Raw genomic sequence first — 21,198 nt, 5'->3', positions numbered from 1 at the left:
CCATGACCCGGCATCGCGGACGCGGCATCGCGTCGGTCAACTATCCCATCGGCATGAACCTCGGCGGCGATCCCAGCCAGGCGCTGGTGCATTCCAACCCAAGCGGCAAGTTCACCGTGGCGCTGTCCTCGATCGACCTTGGCCAGGGCATGAAGTCGGTGACGCGGCAGATCTGCGCCGAGACGCTCGGCGTGCCGGTCGAGGACGTCTATGTCGACACCGCGGATTCCGACACCGGCCCGCACTGCATGGGCTCGTTCGCCTCGCGCGGCACGCATCGCGTCGGCAACGCCGTAATGGCGGCTGCGCGCGAGGCACGCGGTGTGATGATGGAGGCCGCCGCCGAGGAACTGGAGGTGAATGCCGTCGACCTCGAGACCGACGGCCGCGGCAATATCCACGTCAAGGGCGCGCCGCATCGTTCGATCTCCACCAAGGACGTCGCCATCGCCGCGCAGTTCAAGCAGGGCAAGACGATCTCCGGCCGCGGTATCTTCCTGGTGCCGCTGTCCGACGTCGACCCCGAGACCGGCGAGATGTCGCCGGCGACATGCTACGCGCATGCCTGCCTGGTCGCCGAGGTCGAGGTCGACGACGAGACCGGCGAGGTCGACATGGTCCGGATGGACTCCGCCTATGAACTCGGCCGCGCGCTCAATCCACGGCTGGTCGAGCAGCAGCTGGTCGGCGGCGCCTGGATGGGCGTCAGCCACGCGCTCTACGAGACGCCGGAGCCTTATTATCCGGAGCCGGTGCACGGTCCGCGCGACTTCGTCGAATATCTGATGCCGGGTCCGGGCGACATCTGCCCGCACGACATCGCGGTGCTGGAACGCCCGGCGCCCGACGGTCCGTTCGGCGCCAAGGGACCGGGCGAGATGTGCGCCAATCCCGTGCTGCCTGCGATCGCCAACGCGATCTTCAACGCGGTCGGGGTGCGGATCGACGATCTCCCGATCACGCCGGAAAAGGTGTTGCGCGCCATCAGGGCGCAAGGCGGCGCGCGTCCGCAGCCACGGCGCTGAGGTTTCTCCATGCCGGTCCGCAGCAACATCGTCGGCATCGACAGCCCAGAGGCGCTGGAGAAGGCGCTGCGCGCGGCCTATTATCTCGCCGACGACGGCGTCGCGACCGCCTCCTATCTCTCGCTTGCGCTGGGCAAGCCGCTGTTACTCGAGGGCGCGCCGGGTGTCGGCAAGACCGAAGCTGCAAAAGCGATCGCCGCCGTGCTCGGCCGCAGGCTGATCCGCCTGCAATGCTACGAAGGCATCGACGCCGCCGCTGCCCTCTACGAGTGGAACTATCCGCGCCAGATGCTGGCGATCCGGCAGGCCGGCGAGGAGAGCATCGATATCTATGGCGACGCCTTCCTGATCGAGCGCCCGATGCTGGCCGCGCTGCGCGCGCCCGACGCGACGGTGCTTCTGATCGACGAAATCGACCGCGCCGATCAGGAGTTCGAGGCCTTCCTGCTCGAATTCCTCTCCGACTTCCAGATCTCGATCCCCGAGCGCGGCACGGTGCGCGCTGCAGAGCATCCGGTCGTGGTGCTGACGTCGAACCGGACGCGCGATCTGCACGAGGCGCTGCGGCGGCGCTGCGTCTATCATTGGATCGATTATCCGAATGCCGAGCGCGAGGCGCGCATCGTGATGATGCGGGCGTCCAGCGTCGCCGAGGCCACCGCCCGCGCGGTGGTCGCCGCCGTCGGCCGGCTGCGCCGCGAGCCGCTGAGCAAGGCGCCCGGGATCGCCGAGGCGGTCGACTGGGCCGAGGCCGCGACCCTGCTCAACAAGGGCGGCGCGCGCTGGCCGGACGCGTTCAAACGCTCGATCGGCGTCGCGCTGAAGGACGAGGAGGATCTGCATTTCATTTCGCCCCGGCTCGATGCGATCATCGCGGAGGCGGCCGCGTGAACGACGACCTGCAGCTGCCGTGCGCCGCGCGGATATTTGTTTCGTTCGTCGCGCTGCTGCGCGCCAACGGCTTTTCGGTTGCGCCGGAGCAGACGACGAGCTTCCTCGCGGCAATCGAGCTGCTCGGTCCGCGCAGCCTGGAGCACATCCGCCTGGCCGGGCTCGCGACATTGGCGCCGCCGCCCCAGCGCCGGGCGACGTATGACCGGCTGTTCGACATCCACTTCCGCGGCGCCGAGGCGATCGAGCAGGCCGAGGGTGAGGACGAAGAGACCGTTCGCCTGCAGGAGGAAGGCCGCGGCGAGGACGAGCCGCCGCTTGCCGACGAGGCCAATGAGTCCGGCCTCGCCGCGGCGCGCGCCGAGGCATTGGTCGAGCGCCGCTTTGCCCAGACCGCGACCAGCGATCCGCTGCGAAAGCTGTCGCGCGAGGCGGCAAGGCGCCTGCCGCGACGGCGCGGCCACCGGCGCCGCCGTGCACGCAGTGGTCCGTTCGCCGATCTGCGCCGCACGCTGCGCGACAGCGTCCGCAATGACGGCGAGGTGCTGCGGCTCGGGCGGATGCGACGCCGCCAGCGCCCGCGCAAGATCCTGTTCCTGATCGACGTCTCCGGCTCGATGAAGGCACGCACCGAGGAGAACATGAAGCTCGCGCATGTGCTGGTGCAGGCGGCCGGCAATGTCGAGGTCTTCACCTTCGGCACAAGACTGACCCGAGTCACGCCGGCGCTGCGGCTGAAGCGGCGCGAGCAGGCGCTGAACGCGGTCTCCTTCCTGGTCAGCGACTGGGACGGCGGCACAAGGATCGGCGATGCGCTGCAGGCGTTCCTCGCCGTGCCGCGGTTCGGCGGATATGCCCGCGGCGCCGCGGTCGTGATCGTCTCCGACGGCCTGGAACGCGGCGATCCGGCTGCGCTGCGCGATGCCGTGGCAAAACTGTCGCGGCGGGCCTGGCGCGTCAGCTGGCTGACGCCGCTCGCAACCTCGCCCGGCTTCACGCCGCAAACCGAGGCGCTGATCGCGATCCAGCGCTTTGTCGACGATCTCGTGGACGGCGGATCCAGCGCGGCTGTTGTCGCGCATCTGCTGTCGCTTGGAACAAGGAGAGCCGCGTGACTGGCATTGTCGACGGACATCATCACATCTGGCGGCAGGCCGATCTCGCCTGGCTGTCCGGCCCGATGCAGCCGCGCATCTTCGGCCCCTATGAGCCGATCCGCCGCGACTATCCGATCGAGGAGTATCTCGGCGACCTCAAGGGCACCGGCGTCACCCGCTCGGTCTATGTCCAGACCAACTGGCCGAACGGCCAATTCGAGGACGAAGCCGCCTGGGTGCAGCAGACCGCGGACCAGCACGGCTGGCCGCACGCCCTCGTCGCCTATGCCGATTTCTCCGTCGCCGACGTCCGCCCGCAACTCGATCGATTGAAGCGCTATCCGCTGGTGCACGGCGTGCGCATGCAGCTGCACTGGCACGAGAACCCGCTGTACCGCTTCGCCGCGCGTGCCGATCTCTGCAATGATCCCGTGATCCGGCGCAATGTCGGCCACCTCGCCGACTACGGCTGGAGTTTTGACCTGCAGGTGTTCGCGCCGCAGATGGCCGATGCGGCCGGCCTCGCGGAGGCTTGCCCTGACGTGACCTTCATCCTGCAGCATGCCGGCATGCTGGAGGACCTGTCGCCGCAGGGCCGCGCCACCTGGCGCAGCGGGATGACGCGGCTCGCGCGATGTCCGAATGTAGTGTCGAAGCTGTCCGGGCTCGGCACCTTCATCCATCGCAACGATGCCGCGCATATCGCCGGCGTGGTGACCGATACCGTCGCGATCTTCGGCGCCGACCGCTGCCTGTTCGGCTCGAACTTTCCGATCGAGAAGCTGTGGACCAGCTATCGCGATCTCGTCGCCGCTTTCAAGGCGGCAGCCGAACGGCTGAGCCCCGAACAGCGCGATGCGATCTTCAGCACGACGGCGGCGCGGGTCTATCGGCTACAGCCATAGCCGCACCGCGGGGTCGAACATAACAACGAACACGAATTGGGAGGGAGACAGATGCCGCTAGAGATCAAGATTCTGGACTATGGCGATATCGAGCTGGAATCGAGCTTCCTCGTGCTCGGGCACAATTGCGGCCGCACCCGCCGCGTGCTGACGCTCGGCTTCCTGATCCTCGGCGGCCCCTATCCCGTGCTGGTCGACACCGGCTATCGCTCCAACCAGATCATGGAGACGCTCGGCATGCGCGGGCTCCAGTTCCACGAAAACATGATCGAGAACCAGCTCGCCCGCCACGGCGTGCGGATGGGCGACGTCCGCTTCGTCTGTCACACCCACCTGCACATCGACCATGCCGGCAAGGACGACCTGTTCCCGATGAACACGACCGTCGTGCTGAACCGCAAGGAGCTGGAATACTCCGTCTCGGGCCTGATGCACCCGCAGTATCCGGCGCCGGACATCAAGCACCTGATCGACCGCCTGCACACCAAGAGCGCGCTGCGCTTTCTCGACCTCGAAATCACCGGCCCGGTCGAGCTGATGCCGGGCGTCTATTGCGACGCTGCCAACGCCCATACCGAAGGCTCGATGAACATCCATGTCCACACCGCCGACGGGATTGCGACGATCTGCGGCGACGTGATCTATGATTTCAACGACCAGATCGTGAATCCCTTTAACGAGATCCACGACGCCGAGCCGCGCACCACGGGCAACCACGGCACCAGCAAGCGCGCCGAGAAGGCAGCGATCAAGAAGCTGCTCTCGAGCTCCCGCTATCTGCTTCCTGTGCACGATCGCCCGGCCAAGGTCGAGGGCGGCATGGTGGTCGGCCGCCTGCATGACCAGGTACCCGGGCCTGTCGTGCAGAGCCTGCCGCAGCGCAACTGGTTCCCGGCGTAGAGGATCGAGGCGATGACGCATGTCACGCTGCGCAGCGAGTTCGAAGACCTGATCGATCCCTACGCGCCGGTCGGCCAGGTCGGGACCGGCTTCGATTTCACGGAGGGACCGATCTGGCATCCGGCCGATCATTTCCTGCTGTTCTCCGACATGCCGGGCGATGTGCGCCGGCGCTGGGATGCGCGGCGCGGCGTCGTCGAGGTCAGGCGGCCATCGAACAAATGCAACGGCATGACCTATGACGCGGACCTCAATCTGATCGTCTGCGAGCACGCGACGTCTTCGCTGATCCGCGAGCGGCCCGACGGGCGGCGCGAGGTGCTGGCTTCGCATTACGAGAACCAGGAGCTCAACAGTCCGAACGATGTCTGTGTGCATTCCTCCGGCGCGATCTATTTCTCCGATCCTTGGTACGGCCGCATGCCGGTCTATGGCGTCGAACGGCCGCGCCAGCTCGGCTTCCAGGGCGTCTACCGCGTGCCGCCCGGCGGCGGCGCGCCGAAACTGCTGGTCGACCGCTACCTGTTCGAGCAGCCGAACGGGCTGTGCTTCTCGCCAGACGAGCGCATCCTCTATGTCAACGACACCGTGCAGGCGCTGATCCGCGCCTTCGACGTCAATGCCGACGGCTCGCTTACCAATCCGCGCGTGTTCGCCTCCGGCATCCGCTCCGAGCTCGAGCCCGGCCTGCCCGACGGCATGAAATGCGACCAGCGCGGCAATGTCTGGGTCACCGCGCCCGGCGGCGTCTGGGTCTATTCGCCCGCCGCCGACCTGCTCGGCAAGGTCCGCCTGCACGAACTCGTCGCCAACCTCGCCTGGGGCGGCGCCGACTTCCGCACGCTCTATCTGACCGCGACCCATTCGGTCTATGCGATCCCGACCAAGGTCGGCCCGCGCCACGAGCCCTATATGAGCGGCAAGCGCGGCGGCGCGGGTGCCGCTTCGTCCACGCCTGCGCCGAATCTCGCCGCCGGTGAGATGCAGCTCGATCCGCAACGCTGCGCGATGATCATCCAGGACATGCAGAACGACGTCATCATGGACGGCGGCGCGTTCGCCGAGTCCGGTGCGCCCGCGCACGCTCGCCAGCAGCACGTCGTCGAGAATGTCCGCCGCGTGGCGGAGGCTGCGCGGGCGCGCGGCGTCGCCATCATCCATGTCTGGTTCGTCGTCGAGCCCGGCGCGCCCGGCATCACCTTGAACGCGCCGCTGTTCGAGGGGTTGGTCGACAGCAAGGCGATGGTGCGCGGCAGCTGGGGCGCGGCACCGGTCTCGGGACTCGAGCCGCGCCCGGGCGACTTCGTGGTCGAGAAGATGCGGATGAGCGCCTGGGAAGGCACCCGGCTCGAGACCATCCTGAAGGCAACCGGCCGCGACATGATCATCAATACCGGAGCCTGGACCAACATGTCGGTCGAGCACACCGCGCGCACCGGCGCCGACAAAGGCTATTTCATGATCGTGCCGGAGGATTGCTGCTCGACCATGAATGCCGACTGGCACAACGCCGCGATCAATTTCGCGCTCCAGAACGTCTCCGTCGTGACCAACGCCGACACCGTGATCAAGGCACTCGGCTAGGGAGGCGCGGTGCCGAAGCTGCTGCACCTTAACTGCTCACCGCGCCCCGATTCGGAATCGGCGGCCGGCGCGCGTGCCTTTCTCGATCGCTTCCGTCGGGCGCGGCCGGACTGGGAGATCGACGCGATGAACCTCTGGCGCGAGCCGCTGCCGGAATTCGAGGGATATCTGCTCGAGGCCAAATACGCCCGGATCGACGGCAAGAGCTTCACCGGTTCGCAGCACGACGCCTTCGCAATCGCCGAGCGCCTCGCGCTGCGGCTATCGCTGGCCGATCGCGTGCTGATCTCGACGCCGATGTGGAATTTCGGCATTCCCTACAAGCTCAAGCAATGGCTCGACGTCATCATCCAGCCCGGGCTGGCCTTCCGCTTCGATCCGGCGCAGGGCTATCTGCCGCTGCTCAAGGACCGCCCGACGATCGTGATCCTCGCAAGCGGCAGCGACTTCGTCACCGGCATGAACCGCGGCCGCATCGACATGGCAACGCCCTATCTGCGCGAGGCGCTGCGCTTCATCGGCATCAGCGACGTGCGCTTCGTACCGATCGGCCCTACCACCGGGCCCACCGAGCCGATCCGCGCCGCCCGCGAGGCGGCGCACCGGCGGCTGGTGGAGATGGCAGGGAGGTTTTGAAAGAGACTCCACTCCGATGTGGTCCCTGCGAAAGCAGGGACCACATCGAATGTATGGCTTGGCCGGCGGGTCATACGCTTTCATGCTCGCGAAACGATTTTGTGGGTCACTCCGCACTAGCCCTACGTTTCCGCGGCGGGAAAGACCAGCCTGCACAACAATCCTGGCGCATTGTCGCGCAATTCGATCCGTGCGCCGTGCAGGCTCGCGACCGCCGCGACCAGGCTGAGGCCGAGACCGTTGCCCGGCGTGTAGCGGCTCTGCTCGAGCCGGTAGAACCGCTTGAAGACGCGGTCGTGCTGCTCGGCGGGTATCCCGGGGCCGTCATCGGCGATCGAAATCACCGCGCCTCGCTCATCGTTGTCGCAGGTCACCGTCACCCGCCCACCTGGGCGGCCATGCTTGATGGCGTTGTCGACGAGATTGGCAATCGCATCGAACAGCAGGTCGCGGTCCCCGGTAACCAGCACCGCCCGATCGCCGGCAAGGTCGAGCCGGGTGGTAACCTCCTCAGCCGCGGCATCGTAGAGCTCGACCACCTCGGCGGCGATCTCGACGAGATTGACGGTGCGAAACGCACCCTTGCGGGCTCGCGTCTCGATCTCGGAAATCCGCGTGATCGACGCGAACATCCCGAGCACCGCGTCGAGATCGGCGATGGTGTCGCCGATCAGCGCAGCATCCCCCTCGCCGCTCCGCGGGGCGTGATAGGCCTTCTCGAGCCGGCCGCGCATCCGGGTCAGCGGCGTGCGCAGGTCGTGGGCGATATTTTCGCTGACCTGCTTGACGTCTCCCATCAAGGTCTGGATCCGGTCCAGCATCAGATTGAGATTCTCGGCGACGCGATCCCATTCGTCATGGCTGCCGCGAAGCGGGATGCGCTGGTCGAGGCCGGAGAGCATGATAGCGCGACTGGTCGCATTGATCGACTCGATCCGGCCGACGGTTCGCCGCGTGACGCCGATGCTGGCAGCAGCCGCAAGCCCGATGATCAGCACGACGACGGCAATGCCGGCGGCCCTGATCTGCGCCATGAAGCCGTCGAGATCGCTGATGTCATGGCCGACCAGCAGCCGATCGCCGTTTGACAGGGTTTCCGTCACGCCTCGCAGCAGGGAGGGGCCCGAGGAAAGCTGTGGCAGGGAGGCACGAAATTCAGCCCATCCCTTCTCGGCAGCGCCCGCCGGCCACTGTCTGAGATTTCCCGCCAGCACGGTCGATCCGGGACCGACCAACAAATACACATGATCGGCAAAGCCCTTGTCCGCGACGCGTTGCGCGATCAACGCGGTCAGTCCATCGCGGCCGGACCGCGCATAGGCATCATCGAGGCTTGCCTGCTCGGTCATGATCGCGCGGTCGGATCTGTCGCGCACATAGGACAACGTCGACCAGTAGACATAGGCGAAGATCGCGGAGACGATCAGGCCGAAGACACCGATGGCGATCAACGCCAGGCGGAACGTCGACGACTTGAGGGTCTTAGCCAGGAGCACGGAGGCAGTACCCGATGCCGCGGATCGTGTGGATCAGCGGATAGGCTTGCTGGTCGTCGACCTTGCGGCGCAAACGTCCGACATAGACGTCGATGATGTTGGTCGAGGGATCGAAGTGCAGGTCCCAGACATGCCGCAGCAGCATGGCGCGCGACACCACGCGGCCCTCGTTGCGCGCCAGGTATTCGAGCAGCTGGAATTCCTTCGGCAGCAGCGGAATCCTGCGGCCGCGGCGGCTCGCCGTCCGCGAAATCAGATCGATCGCGAGATCGCCGACCCGCAGGATGGTCTCCTTTGCAACGGTCTCGCTGCGGCGGCCAAGCGCCTCCAGCCGCGCCAGCAGTTCGACAAAGGAGAACGGCTTGACAAGATAGTCGTCGCCGCCGGCGCGCAAGCCACGCACCCGGTCGTCGATTTCGCCGAGCGCGCTGATGATCAGGAACGGCACTGCGATGCCGCCGTCGCGCATCTGACGCATCACCGTGATGCCGTCGATGTCGGGCAGCATGCGATCGATGGTGATCACGGCATAGTCGCGCGCCGCACCCTGGCTCAGCGCCTCGCGGCCGTTCGCCGCCAGATCCACATCATAACCGCTGGTGGTGAGCTCCTCGACGAGCTGATCCGCGGTTTCCGGGTCGTCCTCGACGACGAGAATGCGGCGGTGAGCACCGGTCATATTCCTGAACTCTCCGAGCTGTGTCGAACTCTCCGAGTTCTCAAACTCTCCGAGCGGCCGCCCCGCGACGATCGCCGCCAGACTATCCCATTCCGGGGCAGGATGGAACGTCTGGCGACGACCGCGACAACGGTGCGGTTGGTTGGGCTATCACCAATAGTCCCCGCACACATTGACCCATTGCAGACCGTAAGCCGTCCATACCCTGCGGTAGCAGCCGTAGTCATAGCCGGCGTAGAGATAGGGCGCGCCGAAGAATGCGAAGCGATGGAAGCGGTGGTGGCGGAAGAAGCCGCCATGATGGAAGAAGCGCGAACCGTGGAATCTGGCGCCGGCAAAGCGCGGGCCGATCGCCGGTGCACCGACGAAGCGGGGACCACCAACGTGCCCGCCCGCGAAATGCCCGCCGCCGCCCATGGCGGCGAACGCCGCGCCACCGCCACGCATTCCGCCGCCGAAACCACCGCCATGCATGCCGCCGCCAAAGCCGCCACCGTGCATGCCACCACCCATGGCACCCATGGCACCACCGTGGCCGCCACCGAAGCCACCTCCGCCATGTCCGCCACCACCACCGCCGCCTCTGGCGAGGGCAGCGGGTGCAAGCGCAACGCTGACAGCGAGCGTCGCTGCCGTGAGACACGTGAGAAGCCTGTTCTTCATGAAATCCTCCCTGATTGGGACCGCGGCGAACTCGTATCGCCGCACGCGAGCATGATCAGAAGACGCAAGCCGATGCCCGACTTCAACTGACAAATGCGCCAGATTCTGACACCGGATTTAGAATTCGCGTGCCGGCATACCGAGCGACAGTTGCCCGGACCGGCGGCCACGATTGCGTTGGCCGGGATCGACGGACATTTGGCTGGAATCGGCGGATAGCGCTCGTTGAATCGATCGGCCGCGGTTCTTAATCCTGCAGCTATCGGAGAACAAGGACGGCGTCGAGGGATCGCAGACCCGCTTCACAATTTGTCGATCACCGGGGCTCTCCCTTCCTCGCCGGCCGTCATCCATCCGCGATGCAATCGCCTTTCGCCTGGCCTCCCTGCGGGCGCCGGGACGGCGAAGTGCTGACCTTCAGCAAGGAGCTTTCGATGAGCGACGAGACCAAAAGACCGTATCTGACCCACGCCTCCGGCGCCCCCGTCGCCGATAATGTGAACATCCTGACGGCGGGGCCGCGCGGACCCGCATTGCTGCAGGATGTCTGGCTGATCGAGAAGCTGGCGCATTTTCACCGCGAGGTGATCCCGGAGCGGCGGATGCATGCCAAGGGCGCCGGCGCGCACGGCACCTTCACCGTCACCCACGACATCACGCGCTACACCGAGGCCAGCATCTTCTCGGAGATCGGCAAGCAGACGCCGATGTTCGCGCGGTTCTCGACGGTCGCCGGCGAGCGCGGCGCGGCGGACGCCGAGCGCGACATTCGCGGCTTCGCGCTGAAATTCTACACCGATGAAGGCAATTGGGACGTGGTCGGCAACAACACGCCGGTGTTCTTCTTCCGCGACCCCTTGCGCTTCATCGACCTCAACCACGCCATCAAGCGGCATCCGCGCACGGGGGTGCGCGACCCCGACATGAACTGGGATTTCTGGACGCTGCTGCCGGAAGCGCTGCACCAGGTCACCATCGTCATGAGCGAGCGCGGCATCCCGAAAAGCTTCCGTCACCAGCACGGCTTCGGCAGCCACACCTACAGCATGATCAATGCCGACAATGAGCGCGTCTGGGTGAAATTCCATTTCCGCACCCGGCAGGGCGTCCAGAACCTGACCGATGCCGAGGCCGAGGTGCTGGTCGGCAAGGACCGCGAGAGCCACCAGCGCGACCTGTTCCAGAGCATCGAGCGAGGCGACTTCCCGCGCTGGACGCTGTTCATCCAGATGATGACGGATGCACAGGCCAAGGCATTCCCGTTCAATCCGTTCGATCTGACCAAGGTGTGGCCCAAGGCGGATTATCCGCTGATCGAGGTCGGGTATTTCGAGCTCAACCGCAATCCGGAGAACTTCTTCGCCGAGGTCGAGCAGGCGGCGTTCACGCCGGCGAATGTCGTGCCCGGCATCGGCTATTCACCTGACAAGATGCTGCAGGCCCGCCTGTTCTCCTATGGCGACGCGCAGCGCTACCGGCTCAGCGTCAACCACCACCAGATCCCGGTCAACGCGCCGAAATGCCCATTCCACAGCTATCACCGCGACGGCGCGATGCGCACCGACGGCAATCTGGGCGCCACGCTGACCTACTGGCCGAACAGCCATGGCGAGTGGACCGACCAGCCGCAGCTGAACGAGCCGCCACTCGAATTGTCAGGCGCGGCCGCGCATTGGGATCATCGTGTGGATGACGACCACTGGCAGCAGCCGGGCGACCTGTTCCGCAAGATGAATGCCGCGCAAAAGCAGGCCCTGTTCGACAACACCGCCCGTCAGGTCGGCAACGCGTCGAAGCACATCCAGGAACGGCACGTCGCGAATTGCAGCAAGGCCGACCCGGCCTACGGCAAGGGCGTCGCGGATGCGCTGGCGAGGTTTGCTGCCGGAGAGCTGTAGCCGGGACGGCCCCCTTCGGCCCCGTCATCCTGAGGTGCCCGCGGAGCGGGCCTCGAAGGATGAATCGGCCAGAAATGGGGCCGTGCATCCTTCGAGGCTCGCAAGAGCTCGCACCTCAGGATGACGGGGACAGCTTAGGCAACTCAGCCAGAAGCGTCAGGTGGTCGATTTCGAATAAGGCGGCGAACTCGGCTCGCCGCCCTCCTCCGCGGCTCAGGTCGGCTTGCCGCGTCCGTTCTTCTCGGCCGCGCGGCGCAGCGCGTCGGCGAGCGCGCCGCCGCCGGACTGCTCCTGCGGCCGGCGCGGAGCCGACGACGTCATCTTGCCGGAGCCGCGGGAGAAATCGCGCGACGGCGCCGCATTGTCCTTCTTCGGCCCGATCTCGTCGTCAAGCCGCAGCGTCAGCGCGATGCGCTTGCGCGCGACCTCGACGTCCAGCACCTTGACCTTGACGATGTCGCCGGGCTTCACCACCTCGCGCGGGTCCTTGATGAAATTCCGCGACATCGCCGAGATGTGCACCAGCCCATCCTGGTGCACGCCGATATCGACGAAGGCGCCGAATGCGGCGACGTTGGTCACGGTGCCCTCGAGGATCATGCCCTTCTTTAGGTCCTTGACCTCCTCGACGCCTTCCTTGAACACCGCCGCCTTGAACGCCGGACGCGGATCGCGGCCGGGCTTTTCCAGCTCGCGCAGAATGTCGGTGACGGTCGGCAATCCGAACGTATCGTCGACGAAGGATTGCGGCTTGAGACCCCGCACCACGTCGGCATTGCCGATCAGCGCCTTGATGTCGCTCTTGGTCGCCTCGAGGATGCGGCGCACTACCGGATAGGCTTCCGGATGCACGCCGGATGAATCGAGCGGATCCTCGCCATTGCTGATACGCAGGAAGCCGGCGCACTGCTCGAACGCCTTCGGGCCGAGCCGCGGCACCTCCTTCAGCGCCTTGCGCGACTTGAACGGGCCGTTGGCATCGCGGTGCTGCACGATACTTTGCGCCAGTCCCTGGCCGATGCCCGACACCCGCGCGAGCAGCGGCACCGAGGCGGTATTGGCATCGACGCCGACCGCGTTCACGCAGTCTTCCACCACGGCATCGAGCGAGCGGGCGAGCTTGGCCTCGCCGAGATCGTGCTGGTATTGGCCGACGCCAATCGCCTTCGGATCGATCTTGACCAGCTCGGCCAAGGGATCCTGCAGGCGCCGCGCGATCGAGACCGCGCCGCGAATGGTGACGTCGAGGTCGGGCAATTCGTTCGAGGCGAAGGCCGAGGCCGAGTAGACCGATGCGCCGGCTTCGGAGACCACGATCTTGGTCATCTTGCGCTCGGGCAGCCGCTTCACGAGCTCGGCGGCGAGCTTGTCGGTCTCGCGCGAGGCGGTGCCGTTGCCGATCGCAATCAGCTCGACGCCATGCTCGATCGCGAGCTTGCCGAGAATGGCGAGCGCCTCATCCCAGCGCCGCTGCGGCTCGTGCGGGAAAATCGCCGTATGCGCCACCACCTTGCCGGTCGCATCGATCACCGCGACCTTGACGCCGGTGCGATAGCCGGGATCGAGCCCCATGGTGGCGCGCGCGCCGGCCGGCGCCGCGAGCAAGAGGTCGCGCAGATTCGAGGCGAACACGCGCACCGCCTCGGTCTCGGCCGCCGTCCACAGCCGCAGCCGCAAATCGATGTTGAGGTGGATCTGGATTTTGGTGCGCCAGGCCCAGCGCACCGTCTCGGTCAGCCATTTGTCGCCCTTGCGGCCCTGGTTGGAGATCGCAAAGCGGTTCATGATCTTGAGCTCGTAGAGGCCGGGCTGGCCTACGACCGGCTCCTGCGCCTCCGGCTTGATGGCGAGGTCGAGGACCTCTTCCTTCTCGCCGCGGAACAGCGCCAGGATGCGATGCGACGGCAACTTCGGCAGCGGCTCGGAGAAATCGAAATAGTCCTTGAACTTCTCGCCTTCGGTCTTCTTCCCGGTGCGGACGGTCGAGGCCATGATGCCGTTCGACCACATCTCCTCACGCAGCGCGCCGATCAGGTCGGCATCCTCGGCGAAGCGCTCGACCAGGATCGCGCGCGCGCCGTCGAGCGCCGCGGCGACGTCGGCGACCTGCTTCTCGGCATTGACGAAGGGCGTCGCGGCCTCGTTCGGATCGCTCTCGGGCTGCGTCAGAAGCTGATCGGCGAGCGGCTCGAGGCCGGCCTCCTTGGCGATCTCGGCCTTGGTGCGACGCTTCGGCTTGTACGGCAGATAGATGTCCTCGAGCCGGCCCTTGCTGTCGGCGGCCATAATCTGAGCCTCGAGCGCGGCGTCGAGCTTGCCCTGCTCGCGGATCGAATTGAGCACCGCGGTACGGCGCTCCTCGAGCTCGCGCAAATACGTCAGCCGCTCTTCCAGCGTGCGCAGCTGGGCATCATCAAGCGCGCCGGTGAGCTCCTTGCGGTATCGCGCGATGAACGGCACCGTGGCGCCGCCGTCGAGCAGCGTCACCGCCGCCTCGACCTGTTCGTCGCGAACCCCCAGCTCCTGCGCAATCTGATGATGAATCTTTGCCACGCCCGTCTCTCTGAAATTCCGTTGCGCCGCCGGATCACCGATGGCGCGGAGGCCGCTTATGAACCATCCCGGATTGATTCATCAAGGCGCGCTGTGGATCAAATTGGGCGCGGGCCGCAATCTATTTCCGGGATGTTGGCCGTCCGCGGCTTGACAAATAGATGCGCGCCGCATTGCCGCCGAAAATCGCGACCCTCGCGTCACTTGACAAATCAGCCAGCAAGGTCTCCGCCGCCGCGAACCAGTGCGCATAGCCGCCGGCGAGATTGACGACGGGCCAGTCGCTGCCCCACAGCATCCGCTGCGGCCCGAAACATGCCAGTGCATGATCCACGGCCTCGCTGAGATCGGCAACCTGCCAGTTCGGTGCCGCCTCGGTCGCAAGGCCCGAGAGTTTGCAGACGACGTTGGATCGTGTGGCGAGGCTTGCGATGTCGTCCTTCCAGGCTGCGATGTCGCCGGTCGCAAGGTGCGGCTTGCCGAAATGGTCGAGCACGAATTGCAGGTCCGGATGGCGATCGACCACCTGAATGAGCCGCGGCAAATGGCGCGGCAGCACCAGCGCGTCGAAGACCAGGTCATGCCGCGCCATGGCCTCGAGCGGCGCCGCCAGTTCGGGGCGCAGCAGCCAGTCGTCATCGGCGATGTCCTGCACCATCGGCCGCAGGCCGACCAGGAGCTCGCGCCCGGCAAACGCGTCAATCCGCGCCGCGGCATCGGCGGCGTCGAAGTCGACCCAGCCGACCACGCCGCGCACCTGCTCGGCGCCCTTTGCGATATCGAGCAAAAATGCCGTCTCCGCTTCGGTCGGCGCGGCCTGCACCAGGATGGTGCCCTCGATCCCGGCCGCGGCGAGATGCGGCGCGAGATCGGCTAGGCCGAAGTCGCGGTAGATCGGCCCGCGCTCGGGCGTCAGCCAGCCGTAATCGGCGCGCGCCAGGGTCCAGACATGGTGATGGGCGTCGATCCGCATCATGCCGGCACCGGCGCATGCTGGTCGAGCAGCCCCTCATTCTTCAGGTCGCGCCACAGCGCGGCAGGCACGGGCGACGACAACGCGGCGACGTTGCGCTCGACCTCCTGCGGCGTCTGCGCGCCGAGCACGAGGCTTGCCACCGCCGGATGGCCGAGCGCGAAATGCAGCGCCGCGGTCGGCAGCGCCACGTTGTGGGCGCGGCAGACCCGATCGATCGCCGCCACCTTCTGCATCACGTCCGGCGGCGCATCCCTGTAATTGTACTTGGCGCCGGAAACCGCGCCGGTCGCCAGGATGCCGGAGTTGAAGACGCCACCGAGCATCATGCCGATGTCCTTTGCTTGCGCCAGCGGCAGGAATTCGGCGAGTGCGGGTTGCTCGAGCAGCGAGTAGCGGCCGGCAAGCAGCATGGTGTCGAACGTTCCGGCCTTGGCGAAGCGCACGCACATCTCGGCCTCGTTGACGCCGATCCCGATGCCCTTGACCACGCGCTCGGAACGCAACTTGTCGAGCGCGACATAGGCGCCCTCCATCGCCTCGCGAAACCGCGCCTCGATCGCGTCAGCTCCGTGGGTCCAGACGTCGACGTCGTGGATCAGCAGCAGGTCGATGCGATCGGTGCCGAGCCGCAGCAGCGACTGCTCCACCGAGCGCATGGTGCCGTCATAGGAATAGTCGAACACCGCGCGATGCGGCGCGCCGCCGGCGAAATTGGAGCCGTCGCCGCGGCCGTGGAACGGGTCCATCCAGCGCCCGACCTTGGTGCAGACGACGACGTCGTCGCGCGCCACGCGGCGCAGCGCGGTGCCGCTGCGGTGTTCGGCGAGGCCATGGCCGTAGAGCGGCGAGGAATCCAGCAGGTTGACGCCCAGCGCAAACGCCCGCTCCGCTGCTGCGATCGCAGCAGTGTCGTCGAGCCGTGCGAACAGGTCGCCGAGCGGTGCTGTGCCGAAGCCGAGAATGGAGACATCGAGCCCGGTGCGGCCGAGCCTGCGGCGTGGCAGTGCCGGGGAGCCTGGATCGGAGGATTGTTGTTGGGTCATTATGGCCTCCCGCCTGCGTTTCTTGTTAGCCCCTCATCAGACTAGCGTCGTTGACCGGGATCGTGAAGAGACCTTGGCGGCCGACGCCGCGGTGTGGTCTCTCATCGCGCACGCACCACATCGCTAAAATGCAATGCACAGCTTCACGTTGCCGATCGGCGGGAAATAGGCTATGGGAGCGCTCCGCAACTTCAACGCAGGAGGCGACGATGTTCAGGTCTGTGCGCTTCCCGGGTTCGCCGCGCGATTTTTGACGCGCGTCCCGGGATCGGATCCCGGGTAAAATCGCAACACCCACCCGCAATCGAATCTACCGCGGGCCTTGGGCTCCGCGCTTGCGGAACTTTTGTCATGACCTCGACGCTTCAGGTGACCTCTCGTCGCGAGCCACACGCTCCGTGCTGCTCGAACATCAGCTGCGGAGGTATCATCCACACGTTCAGGGAAGGGTCCGCGCGCTGGCCATGCGGCACACGCGTCTTGCGGACCTTGCCGCGAGCTTTCCTGCGCTGTTGTTCGCGCTGGCGGTCCCGCGAGCCGGGATCGCTTCGGCGCGCGCACGCGCATGCGTCATCGACGGCCGCTCGCTCGCGGACGCCGCGGCCGCGGCGGGCATTCCGCTGTGGCTGCGCAGATTGCCGCCGGAAGCATTCACCGCTCCGATCACGGGACTGCCCGATGACGAGCTGTTTCGCCGGCAGATCGCGAACCACCTGCCGCCGTCACCGAAGCTCGCGCCGATCTGGCTGAAAATCCGTCGCGGCGGTTGCCGAGCTCGCCATGGGCCGGCGGCGGTCTGGATCGCGCGCGAGCTGGTCCCAGCGCCGCCGCGCACCCGTGTTGCGCATCCGCCTCCGCCGCGTCGTTGCTAATCGTCGGCAACAATCTGCTGGGCAAGGTTGTCGACCACCACAGGACTCTCGAAATAGGTCACCGTCGGATCGGCGCCATATTTCTCGCGGGCGCGGGAGCGCCACGCATCGGTGTAAAGCGCCTCCGCCTCCACCCTCGAGTTCCAGAAATAGATACCGCCGGCCGTCATCCCGTCCTCGGACAGCATATAGGTCTTTCGGAACAGCCCCTGAATGCCGCGATAGATCGGTGCTGTGCTCAGGAAGATGCTTCGGGCTTCCTCGCGCGTGATCGGCTTCGGCAGCTTGAACGTCGTGACAGCGGTAATCATCCGGACCTCCTCGGCTTCATTCTTGACATCATTGTCAATATTGACGACCATGTCAAGAATGACCCGATGGAGTAGATCGAATGGTGGGCGTGCGTCAGTTCGACGAGGACGAGATGATCGCAACCGCGCTCGACGTGTTCTGGCGCAAGGGCCTGCACGATGCGACCATGCAGGACCTCGCGGCCGCGACTGGCGTCCAGCGCGGCAGCCTCTACAACGCCTATGGCGACAAGGAAGCGATCTTCCTGCGCGCCTTCGATCAGTATGCCGCGCAATTCCTGGACGCGGCAGGCAGCGCGCTGGCGCAGGGCGATACCTCGGCGAGACTGAGGGGCTTCTTTGACATGATCATCGTCAACATGACGAACGGCACGCCGCAGCGGGGCTGCCTGACGACGCGCACCGCGCTGGACGCGTCCGTTTCGAGCGCGGATGTGCGTCAGCGCGTGCTGGACGTGCTCACCCGGCTCGAGCAACTGGTCGGCAAAGCCATCAGCGCGGCGCCGAACAGGCGCAGCACGGCCGATGCAAACCGGCTGGCGCGCGTCATCGTGACGTTCACGCGCGGACTCGCCGTGATGGAGCGCGCCGGATACAGCCGCAAGCAGTTGAGGGAGTCGGCCACCACATTCATCGATGCCGTGATTGGCGACGCCTGAGGCGGCGTCCTTGTCGCGGCGACGGCGTCATCGAATGGGAGAAACCAGCATGCAGGAACGGAACGGCGGCTGCCTGTGCGGCGCGGTGCGTTACACGCTCAAGAGCGAACCGCGGAGCATCGCGATATGTCATTGCACACATTGCCAGCGGCAAAGCGGCAGCCTGTTTTCATTCAACCTCGTGATCCGCGAAGCCGACTACCAGCAGTCGGGCGAGACGGTGGTGTTCGTCGACAAGGGCGACAGCGGCCATTCGGTCCATCGTCATTTCTGCAGGCACTGCGGGTCCCCGCTGCTGGCGAAGACCGCATTGATGCCCGGCAACGTCGTGGTGAAAGCCGGTACGCTCGACAGCATGGAGGGATTGCAGCCGCAAGCCGAGATCTATACCGATCGCGCCGTCGCATGGCTCACGCCGATCCCCGGCGCTGCACGCTTTGCCCGGAACGTGTGACCGGATGCGCCGGTCACGGGCGCAGCGGGAAACGATTCAGCCTGGCCAGGGTTGCCTCCGTTCCGATTGCATCGGAACAGAGGCTCTTGATTTTGCTTTGACGCGTTTTCTTCACGCGAACCGGTATCCGCTTCGCTCGAAAACGCTCTGGCGATCATTGGCCGGCCGGCAGTTCGGCGTAGTTGCCGTCCTTGTCGCGGCGGTACACGACGTAGTCGATCAGGGTGATGTCACCCTTCGGCGTGTAGCTGATCTTGCCGAGCACGGTATCCCAGCTTCCGGCCTTGATGGCCGCAGCGACCTTTTTTGCGTCCGTGGTCTGGGCGCGGGCCGCGGCCTGGCTCCAGATCTGGAACGCGGCATAGCTGTAGAGCGTGTAGCCGTCGGGATCGATGCCCTTGTCCTTGAACTTATTCAAGGTCGCGGCCGCGGTCGCCTTCTTGCGCGGGTCGGGCGAGAAGGTGAACAGCGAGCCTTCGGCAAGCGGACCTGCGATCGCGGCGAACTGCTTGTCGACCAGGGCGTCGCCGCCCATCAGCACCGCATTGACGCCCTGCTCGCGCATCTGGCGCAGGATCAACGCTGCCTCGGCATAATAGCCGCCGACATAGACGAAATCGATCGACTCCTTCTTGAAGCGGGATACCAGGGCAGCAAAATCCTTGTCGCCCTTGGTATAGGCCTCATAGAGCTTTTCCTTCACGCCCGCGGCGTTGATGGCGTTCTTCGTTTCGTCGGCAAGGCCTTTGCCGTAGGTCGTCTTGTCGTGGATGATCGCGACGTTCTTGGTCTTGTAGTTCTTGATAATGTAGGCGGCCGCAACCGTGCCCTGCTGGTCATCCCGGCCGCAGACACGGAACGTGTTCCATAACCCGCGCTCGGTGAATTGCGGATTGGTCGAGCCCGGCGTGATCTGCAGCACATTGCCCTCTGCATAGGCGTCCGACGCAGGGATCGAGGTCGATGAGCAGAAATGCCCAACGACGAACGGAATCCTCGCGCCTGCCATCTTCTCGGCAACCGACACCGCCTGCTTCGGATCGCAGGCATCGTCGCCGACCTCCAGCTTCAGCTTCTTGCCAAGCACGCCACCCGCCGCATTGATATCGGCAATCGCGAGATCAGCACCGTTCTTGAACTGCTGGCCGAAGCTCGCCTCGGAGCCGGTCATCGGCCCGACCACGGCAACACTGATATCCTGTGCCATGGCGGCGCCGGACAAGGCCAGGCTCGCGCCGAGCGCAAGAAAATATCCTCGAAGTGCAAACTTCATCACATTCTCCTCGATGGTCTCAAGTCGCCTCAATGCATCGCAGTCGACGAATCCGCCGATTGCAACGATCACCGGGGGCTGCCTTTTAAGCGCGAGACGATCGGCAGGCTCGGACTGAGGCGACGGGGGATTGGACATATGCGACATCGGGCAACAATGTGAAACACGTTGTCGTGCATTGACGTCTGAAATCGCCCGCAGCGGACGTGATTGGGCGGCGATGTTGTGTGCGCGACAGCACACAGGCTGGCGGAGAGCGCTGTTTGCGACGTCGCCCGAGATCGACCAGATGCCGGACGACGGCGCCGCGCAGCTTGGGCGTCGCGAGCTGGTAGCTGTCGTCAAGCTCCCTGATGTAGAGCGCCAGCAGACGCATCGCCTCGGTGTTCGCGGGCAACGACCGGTTCAGCATGTCCTCGGGATCGCGGACCAGCAGTGCCAGCGCCTTGCGCGGGAGCCTGAGACCGACGAAACGGCTCGGCGAGACCGGGACCACCATGTTGCCGACCTCCGCGCTCGACTCCAGCACGGCCTGTCCCGGGCCCAGCTCGATGTCGCGGCCGCGCTGCGACGCGCGGGCGTTGCCGCTCGTGATGATCGTCAGCACAAGGTCGTCATTGCCGTCGAGCTGCTCGCGCGGCCGTGCGATCTTGAGGTTGCTGCACGCCCAGGATCCGATCCCGAGCCCAGGCAGCTCGCGCACATTGGCTTCGGCATGGAACGTGCCGCTCAGTGGCTCCGGATCGAGCTTCACGATCATCCGCCCGATCTGCTCGCGAAAGATCGGCAAGCGGTCGCGCTCGCCGAAATCCGCGGTCGAGAACCGAAACCCGGCGATATCCGGCGACTGCATCGTCATCGGCCAATCCTCATGGCGGCGGGAGGTCGCCGTTGATATGGGGCCGATTTGTGGCAGCATGGCACCGCTCGAGTGCACGGGACCGTGCTTACGCGTCGGCACTTTTGCTGCAGACAGGCGATGCCCGCCGGATCATCCTGACGCTCTTGCCGGATCTGAAATCGCAACCGAGACCGAAATCGTGCTCGCTCGATATTGCCCGGTGTCATCATCCCAAGCCGTTACGCGGATTATAATTGACTGACCGGACGGTCAATAGTAATCCAAGCGCACGTCACGCAACCTTCGGCCACCAGAAGCCGCAACGGGAGGTCATCATGGTCAGCGATTGGTGTTGACCGATATCCGCGCCGGATATCGCGTCGTGACGCTCAACGCCTTTCTCGAAAAGCGCGCGACGCGCTTTGTCGGACGAGCCAAAGCT

General features: G+C 65.7%; 19 protein-coding genes and 1 pseudogene. 11 read left to right on the top strand and 9 right to left on the bottom strand.

Annotated elements, in window-relative coordinates:
- Positions 1-2: 2 nt before the first annotated feature.
- The 7 genes from J2R76_RS35060 to J2R76_RS35030 are packed head-to-tail and all read left to right on the top strand — an operon-like array spanning position 3 to position 7,038.
- Complete coding sequence (locus tag J2R76_RS35060; protein WP_253625520.1) at positions 3-1,025, top strand: xanthine dehydrogenase family protein molybdopterin-binding subunit; 1,023 nt, start codon at positions 3-5, stop codon at positions 1,023-1,025.
- A 9-nt stretch (positions 1,026-1,034) separates the two neighbouring features.
- Positions 1,035-1,916 carry a MoxR family ATPase gene (locus tag J2R76_RS35055; RefSeq protein ID WP_253625519.1) on the top strand — a complete coding sequence of 294 codons (882 nt, stop codon included), beginning with the start codon at positions 1,035-1,037 and terminating at the stop codon, positions 1,914-1,916.
- Entirely contained in the window at positions 1,913-3,031 is a 1,119-nt protein-coding gene (locus tag J2R76_RS35050) for a VWA domain-containing protein (protein WP_253625518.1), read from the top strand. The genes J2R76_RS35055 and J2R76_RS35050 overlap by 4 nt, the downstream gene beginning before the upstream one ends.
- Entirely contained in the window at positions 3,028-3,918 is an 891-nt protein-coding gene (locus tag J2R76_RS35045) for an amidohydrolase (RefSeq protein ID WP_057016867.1), read from the top strand. The genes J2R76_RS35050 and J2R76_RS35045 overlap by 4 nt, the downstream gene beginning before the upstream one ends.
- Positions 3,919-3,969: 51 nt before the next feature.
- Entirely contained in the window at positions 3,970-4,818 is an 849-nt protein-coding gene (locus tag J2R76_RS35040) for an MBL fold metallo-hydrolase (protein WP_057016866.1), read from the top strand.
- A gap of 12 nt (positions 4,819-4,830) precedes the next feature.
- Positions 4,831-6,402: an isochorismatase family protein gene (locus tag J2R76_RS35035; protein ID WP_253625517.1), complete on the top strand. Its 1,572-nt coding sequence runs from the start codon at positions 4,831-4,833 to the stop codon at positions 6,400-6,402.
- Positions 6,403-6,411: 9 nt separating this feature from the next.
- Positions 6,412-7,038, top strand: coding sequence for an NAD(P)H-dependent oxidoreductase (locus J2R76_RS35030; protein ID WP_253625516.1), 627 nt, complete (start codon positions 6,412-6,414; stop codon positions 7,036-7,038).
- 122 nt (positions 7,039-7,160) lie between these two features.
- On the opposite strand, the pseudogene J2R76_RS35025 reads toward J2R76_RS35030, so the two are convergent.
- The 3 genes and pseudogenes from J2R76_RS35025 to J2R76_RS35015 form a co-directional block, all read right to left on the bottom strand.
- Positions 7,161-8,096 (bottom strand): annotated as a pseudogene (locus J2R76_RS35025) (sensor histidine kinase); the annotation flags it as partial.
- Between the two features lie 424 nt (positions 8,097-8,520).
- Positions 8,521-9,213 (bottom strand): response regulator transcription factor, encoded by a 693-nt coding sequence (locus tag J2R76_RS35020; RefSeq protein ID WP_028333329.1) that lies wholly within the window; start codon positions 9,211-9,213, stop codon positions 8,521-8,523.
- A gap of 150 nt (positions 9,214-9,363) precedes the next feature.
- Positions 9,364-9,876: a hypothetical protein gene (locus J2R76_RS35015; protein ID WP_200844556.1), complete on the bottom strand. Its 513-nt coding sequence runs from the start codon at positions 9,874-9,876 to the stop codon at positions 9,364-9,366.
- 434 nt (positions 9,877-10,310) lie between these two features.
- On the opposite strand from J2R76_RS35015, the gene J2R76_RS35010 reads away from it, so the two are divergent.
- A complete protein-coding gene (locus J2R76_RS35010; protein ID WP_253625515.1) occupies positions 10,311-11,774 on the top strand; it encodes a catalase in 1,464 nt (487 codons plus the stop codon).
- 213 nt (positions 11,775-11,987) lie between these two features.
- Here J2R76_RS35010 and J2R76_RS35005 read toward each other — a convergent pair whose 3' ends face one another.
- The 3 genes from J2R76_RS35005 to J2R76_RS34995 form a co-directional block, all read right to left on the bottom strand.
- Complete coding sequence (locus J2R76_RS35005) at positions 11,988-14,327, bottom strand: Tex family protein (protein WP_057017463.1); 2,340 nt, start codon at positions 14,325-14,327, stop codon at positions 11,988-11,990.
- 121 nt (positions 14,328-14,448) lie between these two features.
- Entirely contained in the window at positions 14,449-15,303 is an 855-nt protein-coding gene (locus J2R76_RS35000; protein ID WP_092081376.1) for an amidohydrolase, read from the bottom strand.
- Positions 15,300-16,346: an aldo/keto reductase gene (locus J2R76_RS34995; protein WP_253625514.1), complete on the bottom strand. Its 1,047-nt coding sequence runs from the start codon at positions 16,344-16,346 to the stop codon at positions 15,300-15,302. The genes J2R76_RS35000 and J2R76_RS34995 overlap by 4 nt, the downstream gene beginning before the upstream one ends.
- Before the next feature lie 398 nt (positions 16,347-16,744).
- Between J2R76_RS34995 and J2R76_RS34990 the strand changes: the two genes are divergently transcribed.
- Positions 16,745-17,218 (top strand): hypothetical protein, encoded by a 474-nt coding sequence (locus J2R76_RS34990; protein WP_253625513.1) that lies wholly within the window; start codon positions 16,745-16,747, stop codon positions 17,216-17,218.
- Here J2R76_RS34990 and J2R76_RS34985 read toward each other — a convergent pair.
- Complete coding sequence (locus J2R76_RS34985) at positions 17,215-17,529, bottom strand: monooxygenase (RefSeq protein WP_253625512.1); 315 nt, start codon at positions 17,527-17,529, stop codon at positions 17,215-17,217. The two genes, J2R76_RS34990 and J2R76_RS34985, sit on opposite strands and share 4 nt — an antisense overlap.
- An 80-nt stretch (positions 17,530-17,609) precedes the next feature.
- Here J2R76_RS34985 and J2R76_RS34980 point away from each other — a divergent pair, with 80 nt between their 5' ends.
- Both J2R76_RS34980 and J2R76_RS34975 read left to right on the top strand, forming a co-directional pair.
- Positions 17,610-18,188, top strand: a complete 579-nt coding sequence (locus J2R76_RS34980) for a TetR/AcrR family transcriptional regulator (protein WP_229193258.1) — start codon at positions 17,610-17,612, stop codon at positions 18,186-18,188.
- 49 nt (positions 18,189-18,237) lie between these two features.
- Entirely contained in the window at positions 18,238-18,642 is a 405-nt protein-coding gene (locus J2R76_RS34975; protein ID WP_253625511.1) for a GFA family protein, read from the top strand.
- 154 nt (positions 18,643-18,796) lie between these two features.
- On the opposite strand, the gene J2R76_RS34970 is transcribed toward J2R76_RS34975, so the two are convergent.
- Entirely contained in the window at positions 18,797-19,915 is a 1,119-nt protein-coding gene (locus tag J2R76_RS34970) for a branched-chain amino acid ABC transporter substrate-binding protein (protein ID WP_253625510.1), read from the bottom strand.
- Positions 19,916-20,000: 85 nt separating this feature from the next.
- Entirely contained in the window at positions 20,001-20,774 is a 774-nt protein-coding gene (locus tag J2R76_RS34965) for a hypothetical protein (protein ID WP_253625509.1), read from the bottom strand.
- Positions 20,775-21,198: the final 424 nt, after the last annotated feature.

Origin of the sequence: Bradyrhizobium sp. USDA 4532, from assembly GCF_024171315.1 — a bacterium.
GTDB classification, from domain to species: Bacteria; Pseudomonadota; Alphaproteobacteria; order Rhizobiales; family Xanthobacteraceae; genus Bradyrhizobium; species Bradyrhizobium australafricanum.
Note: the sequence above shows the minus strand (reverse complement) of the source record. Positions and strands in the feature narration are given on the sequence as shown.

Excerpts from the sequence above, each read along its gene's own strand:
- J2R76_RS35035 (WP_253625517.1), top strand. The coding sequence starts at position 4,831 with ATGACGCATGTCACGCTGCGCAGCGAGTTCGAAGACCTGATCGATCCC.
- J2R76_RS34985 (WP_253625512.1), bottom strand. The coding sequence starts at position 17,529 with ATGATTACCGCTGTCACGACGTTCAAGCTGCCGAAGCCGATCACGCGC.
- J2R76_RS35010 (WP_253625515.1), top strand. The coding sequence starts at position 10,311 with ATGAGCGACGAGACCAAAAGACCGTATCTGACCCACGCCTCCGGCGCC.
- J2R76_RS34980 (WP_229193258.1), top strand. The coding sequence starts at position 17,610 with ATGGTGGGCGTGCGTCAGTTCGACGAGGACGAGATGATCGCAACCGCG.
- J2R76_RS34995 (WP_253625514.1), bottom strand. The coding sequence starts at position 16,346 with ATGACCCAACAACAATCCTCCGATCCAGGCTCCCCGGCACTGCCACGC.
- J2R76_RS35000 (WP_092081376.1), bottom strand. The coding sequence starts at position 15,303 with ATGATGCGGATCGACGCCCATCACCATGTCTGGACCCTGGCGCGCGCC.
- J2R76_RS34965 (WP_253625509.1), bottom strand. The coding sequence starts at position 20,774 with ATGACGATGCAGTCGCCGGATATCGCCGGGTTTCGGTTCTCGACCGCG.
- J2R76_RS35060 (WP_253625520.1), top strand. The coding sequence starts at position 3 with ATGACCCGGCATCGCGGACGCGGCATCGCGTCGGTCAACTATCCCATC.
- J2R76_RS35015 (WP_200844556.1), bottom strand. The coding sequence starts at position 9,876 with ATGAAGAACAGGCTTCTCACGTGTCTCACGGCAGCGACGCTCGCTGTC.
- J2R76_RS34975 (WP_253625511.1), top strand. The coding sequence starts at position 18,238 with ATGCAGGAACGGAACGGCGGCTGCCTGTGCGGCGCGGTGCGTTACACG.
- J2R76_RS35020 (WP_028333329.1), bottom strand. The coding sequence starts at position 9,213 with ATGACCGGTGCTCACCGCCGCATTCTCGTCGTCGAGGACGACCCGGAA.
- J2R76_RS35055 (WP_253625519.1), top strand. The coding sequence starts at position 1,035 with ATGCCGGTCCGCAGCAACATCGTCGGCATCGACAGCCCAGAGGCGCTG.
- J2R76_RS35040 (WP_057016866.1), top strand. The coding sequence starts at position 3,970 with ATGCCGCTAGAGATCAAGATTCTGGACTATGGCGATATCGAGCTGGAA.
- J2R76_RS34970 (WP_253625510.1), bottom strand. The coding sequence starts at position 19,915 with ATGAAGTTTGCACTTCGAGGATATTTTCTTGCGCTCGGCGCGAGCCTG.